Genomic DNA, 5,803 nt, shown 5'->3' on the forward strand with positions numbered 1-5,803 from the left:
TGCTGGCAGAGGATACACCCCTCCAGGCACAGGCGAGCGTCGAACAGCAGATCCCGCGAGCGTTCGCGGCTTTCCGGGTTCTGACACCAGCGGCAGCCCAGGGAGCAGCCTTTCATAAAGACCACGGTACGAATCCCCGGGCCGTCGTGTGTCGAATAACGCTGAATGTTGAAGATCATAATGTCGCCTCTTGTTGCGTATGAAGATTAAATTACTTTCGAATGAAAGTTATCTTGACGCAAATCAACTCTGAGGCAGGTTTTGCCGTGCTAGGGTTATGGCATAGTCATTTTTGAGGACCCCATCATGGAACTGTATCTCGACACATCCGACGTCATTACTGTTAAAAAACTGGCCCGCATCTTTCCGCTGGCAGGCGTCACCACCAACCCAAGCATTGTTGCCGCGGGCAAAACGCCGCTGGAAGTCCTGCTGCCGCAGCTGCAGGAGGCGATGGGCGGCCAGGGCCGTCTGTTTGCCCAGGTGATGGCGACCAGCGCGGAAGGTATGGTGGAAGATGCGCTGAAGCTGCGCGGTATCGTCGCGGATCTGGTGGTCAAAGTGCCGGTCACGGCGGAAGGGCTGGCGGCCATTAAGATGCTGAAAGCGCAGGGTGTGCCGACGCTCGGTACGGCGGTCTACAGCGCGGCGCAGGGGCTGATGGCGGCGCTGGCGGGGGCGGAGTATGTCGCGCCCTATGTCAACCGCGTGGATGCGCAGGGCGGGGATGGCATTCAGACGGTGGCGGAGCTGCAACAGCTGCTGACGCTCCACGCGCCGCACGCCAAAGTGCTGGCCGCGAGCTTCAAAACCCCGCGTCAGGCGCTGGACTGCCTGCTGGCGGGCTGTGAATCCATCACCCTGCCGCTGGATGTGGCCCAGCAACTGATTACCTCTCCGGCGGTGGACGCGGCGATTGCAAAATTTGAGCAGGACTGGCAGAACGCCTTTGGACGGACATCGATCTGACCTTATTGCCGGGCGGCGCTAACGCTTGCCCGGCCTACGGTTCGAGGTTTTTGTAGGCTGGGTAAGGCGAAGCCGCCACCCGGCATGTTTTACCCCCCGCACACCTCACATCCCGGATTGCGCATCAGCTTCATCTCGCGGAACTGGCAGGTCATCGCATCGTACATCACGATTTTCCCCGCCGCGGGCGTGCCGTAACGGGCCAGCACCTTAATCGCCTCCATCGCCTGCATCGAACCGATCACCCCCACCAGCGGCGCCATCACCCCCGCCTCAACGCAGGTCAGGGCGTTTTCGCCAAACAGACGGCTCAGGCAGCGGTAGCAGGGCTCGCCCTCCGCCCAGGTAAAGACGCTCACCTGGCCCTCCATGCGGATAGCCGCTCCGGAGACCAGGGGCGTTTTATGGCTGAAACAGCCGGCGTTAAGCTGGTTACGAATGGTGACGTTGTCAGTGCAGTCGAGCACCAGATCGTGTTGGGCTATCTGGTCAGAGAGCGCGGCGTCGTCGAGCAGGGCGTTGAGCAGCGTAAACTGCACGTTAGGGTTGATGCGCGAAAGCGATGCCTGGGCCGAGACCACTTTCGGCTCGCCCAGGGTCGCATCGCTGTGCAGAGTCTGGCGTTGCAGGTTGGAGAGCGACACGGTGTCGAAATCGAGCAGCGTCATGCGCCCGACACCGGCCGCCGCCAGATACTGCGCCGCGGCGCAGCCTAATCCGCCGAGGCCGACCACCAGCACATTCGCGGCCTTTAACGCTTCCTGGCCGTCGAAATCAAAGCCGCGCAGCACAATCTGGCGATTGTAGCGCAGCATCTCGTTGTCGCTCAGCTCCACCGTCATGGTTAGCCTCCAAACAGGGCGTTAAACGGCTCGACTTCCACCCACTCACCCGCTTCCACGTTACCGCGTTCGCGCTCAAGCACGATAAAGCAGTTGCCCTGGCTGAAGGAGCTGAAGATATGCGAGCCCTGATGTCCGGTGGAGCGCACCTCCAGCTCGCCCTCGGCGCTACGCGCCAGAATGCCGCGCTGGAAGTCGAGACGGCCCGGCGATTTTTTCAGCCGGGTGGCGGCGCGGACGCGCTGGCGGGCAGGCAGGCTGTGCGCCCGGTTGCCGGAGAGCTTCGCCAGCAATGGCTGTACCAACTGATAGAAGGTGAGCGCCGCAGAGACCGGGTTCCCCGGCAGGCCGCAGAACCAGCTATCCGGCAGTTTGCCGAAGGCGAAAGGTTTGCCGGGCTTGATGGCCAGTTTCCAGAAGCCGATCTCACCCAGTTCATCGAGGATCGTTTTGGTGTAGTCCGCTTCGCCCACCGAGACGCCACCGGAGCTCAGGACCACGTCGGCCACGCGATCGGCTTCGATAAAGGCCTCCCGCAGTTTTTGCGGATCGTCAGGAATAATGCCGAGGTTGATCACCTCACAGCCGAGCTGCTCCAGCATCAGGTGCACCGCCAGCCGGTTGGTGTCGTAGATCTGCCCTTCGGCCAGCGGCTGGCCCGGGAGCTGAAGCTCATCACCGGTGGAGAAGAGCGCCACGCGCACCTGGCGCACCACGGCGATCTCTGCAATGCCCAGCGAGGCCAGCACCGGCAGTTCGGCGACGGTCAGTTTTGTCCCCGCCGGGAAGACGGTCGCGCCGAGGGCAATATCTTCCCCGCTGCGGCGGATATTTTGTCCCGGCTTAACGCTGGCGGTAAAACGCACGCCATCGTCGGTCTGCTCGGTCTCCTCCTGCATCACCACCGCATCGCAGCCTGGCGGCACCGGCGCGCCGGTCATAATGCGCACGCAGCTTCCGGCAGGCCATTCACCCTGGAAAGGCTGACCGGCAAAGGCTTTTCCCGCCACCGGCAGCGCGGTGCCTGCCGCCAGATCCGCCAGACGCACGGCGTAGCCATCCATCGCTGAGTTATCAAAGCCCGGCACGTTCAGGGGAGAGATGATGTCGGCGGCGGTCACGCGGCCAAAACAGCGCAGCAGCGGCAAGGTTTCCTGCTCTGTAAGCGGAGAAATTCGATCGAGCATCTGGGTGAGTGCCGTCTCAAGCGGCATCAGTCCGGCGGTAAAATCCATGGGTCACTCCAGGGAGAGAATAACGAAGGCGGCCATTATGGCAGAAAAGTGCCGTTAACTGTATGACACCATGGGCTTACCCTTTACATCACGGTGACGTCTTTCTATATTCAAAAATTATATGAATTGTCAGCCACGATAATGATATTTATAAAAAAAGCGGCCATTACGTGCCCAAAGGTAAAGTAAATGGGGAAGGCAGTCATCGCAATCCACGGCGGCGCCGGGGCCATCACCCGCGCGCAGCTTAGTCAGGAGCAGGAGAGGCGTTACGTTGAGGCGCTCTCATCGATTGTGGAAACCGGCCAGCGGATGCTGGAGGCGGGCGAGAGCGCGCTGGATGTGGTTACCGAGGCGGTACGCCTGCTGGAGGAGTGCCCGCTATTTAACGCCGGGATTGGCGCGGTATTCACCCGGGATGAAACCCACGAGCTGGATGCCTGCGTGATGGACGGCATTAGCCTGAAAGCGGGCGCCGTGGCCGGGGTCAGCCATCTGCGCAACCCGGTGCTGGCCGCCCGTCTGGTGATGGAGCAGAGTCCGCACGTACTGCTGGTGGGGGAGGGCGCCGAGAAATTTGCCTTTGCCCACGGCATGGAGGCGGTGTCGCCGGAGATTTTCTCTACCCCGGAGCGCTATCAGCAGCTGCTGGCGGCGCGCGGGGCGGGTGAAACCCGGCTCGACCACGCCGCCCCGCTGGACGAGGCGAGCAAAATGGGCACCGTGGGCGCCGTCGCACTGGATAAAGCGGGCAATCTGGCCGCGGCCACCTCCACCGGCGGAATGACCAATAAACTGCCTGGCCGGGTGGGCGACAGCCCGCTGCCCGGTGCAGGCTGCTACGCCAATAACGCCAGCGTGGCGGTCTCCTGTACCGGTACCGGGGAGGTGTTTATCCGCACCCTGGCGGCCTATGACATTGCCGCGCTGATGGATTACGGCGGCTTAAGCCTGGCAGAAGCCTGCGAGCGGGTAGTAATGGAAAAACTCCCGGCGCTGGAGGGCAGCGGCGGGCTGATTGCCATCGATCGCGAGGGCAATGTGGCACTACCGTTTAACAGTGAGGGCATGTACCGTGCCTGGGGATACGCAGGCGATACGCCGAGCACCGGAATTTACCGTGAATAAGGGGGAGAGGCATGCCGCACAGTGATGAACTGGACAGTCAGCAGGTGCTGGCGGTACACAACCTGAACGTTGCCTTTCCCGACAACCGTCAGTCGATCCCGGCGGTTAAACACCTCTCTTTTTCGCTAAAACGCGGCGAGACGCTGGCGATTGTCGGCGAGTCCGGTTCCGGTAAATCGGTGACCGCGCTGTCGCTGATGCGCCTGATTGAACAGTCCGGCGGGCAGGTGGCGTGCGACAGCCTGCTGCTGCGCCGTCGCAATGGCCAGGTGAGCGATCTCACTGCCCTGAACCCCTCCCAGATGCGCAGCGTGCGCGGCGCGGATATCGCCATGATTTTCCAGGAGCCGATGACCTCCCTCAATCCGGTCTTTCCGGTGGGGGAGCAGATCGCCGAATCCATTCGCCTGCATCAGGGGCTGAACCGCGATGGGGCGCTGGCCGAAGCCCGGCGCATGCTGGAGCAGGTGCGGATCCCGGAGGCCGACGCCGTGCTGTCGCGTTATCCGCACCAGCTTTCCGGCGGCATGCGCCAGCGGGTGATGATCGCCATGGCGCTCTCCTGTCGCCCGGCGGTGCTGATTGCCGATGAACCGACCACCGCGCTGGACGTCACCATCCAGGCGCAGATCCTGCAGCTCATCAAGGTGTTGCAGGAGGAGATGGAGATGGGGGTGATCTTTATCACCCACGACATGGGCGTGGTGGCGGATATCGCCGATCGGGTGCTGGTGATGTATCAGGGCGAGGCGGTTGAAACCGGCACTGTGGAGCAGATTTTCCATGCCCCTGAGCACCCCTATACGAAGGCGCTGCTGGCCGCGGTGCCACGTCTGGGGGCGATGAACGGCAGGGATCTGCCCCGGCGTTTTCCGCTGATCTCTCTTGCCGAACCCGGCCATCAGGAGGCCGAAACCGAGCAGGATACCGTGGTGCCCGGCGAGCCCATTTTACAGGTGCGCGACCTGGTAACCCGCTTTCCCCTGCGCGGCGGCCTGTTTAACCGCGTCAGGCGCGAAGTCCACGCGGTGGAGAGCGTCAGTTTCGATTTATGGCCCGGCGAAACGCTGTCGCTGGTGGGCGAATCCGGCAGCGGCAAATCGACCACCGGCCGGGCGCTACTGCGGCTGGTGGAGGCCCAGGAGGGCACCATCACCTTTAACGGTGAGCGCATCGACACCCTGCCGGCCGGGAAGCTGCAACCCCTGCGGCGGGATATTCAGTTTATTTTCCAGGATCCCTACGCCTCCCTCGATCCCCGCCAGACGGTGGGCTATTCGATTATGGAGCCGCTGCGGGTGCATAACCTGCTGGACGGGGATGCCGCCCAGCGGCGGGTGGCGTGGCTGCTGGAGCGCGTGGGCCTCAAACCGGAACATGCCTGGCGCTATCCCCATGAATTTTCCGGCGGCCAGCGGCAGCGGATCTGCATTGCCCGCGCGCTGGCGCTGAACCCGAAGGTGGTGATTGCCGACGAGTCCGTCTCGGCGCTGGATGTCTCCATCCGGGCGCAGATCATTAACCTGCTGCTCGATTTACAGCGCGAGATGGGCATCGCCTTTCTGTTTATTTCCCTCGATATGGCGGTGGTGGGGCGCATCAGCCACCGGGTGGCGGGGGTGTACCTCG

Annotated in this window: 6 protein-coding genes; 3 read left to right on the forward strand and 3 right to left on the reverse strand. The window is 62.6% G+C overall.

Annotated elements, in window-relative coordinates; translation table 11 throughout:
- Positions 1–179: 4Fe-4S cluster-binding domain-containing protein (locus tag WFM46_RS22570; RefSeq protein ID WP_336998599.1), on the reverse strand; the 179-nt coding region annotated here is incomplete at its 3' end.
- A gap of 127 nt (positions 180–306) precedes the next feature.
- Here WFM46_RS22570 and fsa point away from each other — a divergent pair.
- Positions 307–969 (forward strand): fructose-6-phosphate aldolase, encoded by a 663-nt coding sequence (fsa, locus tag WFM46_RS22575; RefSeq protein ID WP_103178811.1) that lies wholly within the window; start codon positions 307–309, stop codon positions 967–969.
- Between the two features lie 89 nt (positions 970–1,058).
- Here fsa and moeB read toward each other — a convergent pair whose 3' ends face one another.
- Complete coding sequence (gene moeB, locus WFM46_RS22580) at positions 1,059–1,811, reverse strand: molybdopterin-synthase adenylyltransferase MoeB (RefSeq protein WP_103178812.1); 753 nt, start codon at positions 1,809–1,811, stop codon at positions 1,059–1,061.
- Between the two features lie 2 nt (positions 1,812–1,813).
- Positions 1,814–3,046: a molybdopterin molybdotransferase MoeA gene (moeA, locus tag WFM46_RS22585; RefSeq protein WP_336998597.1), complete on the reverse strand. Its 1,233-nt coding sequence runs from the start codon at positions 3,044–3,046 to the stop codon at positions 1,814–1,816.
- 189 nt (positions 3,047–3,235) lie between these two features.
- On the opposite strand from moeA, the gene iaaA reads away from it, so the two are divergent.
- Positions 3,236–4,174: a beta-aspartyl-peptidase gene (gene iaaA / locus WFM46_RS22590; RefSeq protein ID WP_156654153.1), complete on the forward strand. Its 939-nt coding sequence runs from the start codon at positions 3,236–3,238 to the stop codon at positions 4,172–4,174.
- 11 nt (positions 4,175–4,185) lie between these two features.
- On the forward strand, positions 4,186–5,803 hold a 1,618-nt coding region (gsiA, locus tag WFM46_RS22595; RefSeq protein ID WP_336998598.1), incomplete at its 3' end, for a glutathione ABC transporter ATP-binding protein GsiA.

This window comes from Leclercia sp. M50 (genome assembly GCF_037150775.1).
GTDB lineage: Bacteria > Pseudomonadota > Gammaproteobacteria > Enterobacterales > Enterobacteriaceae > Enterobacter.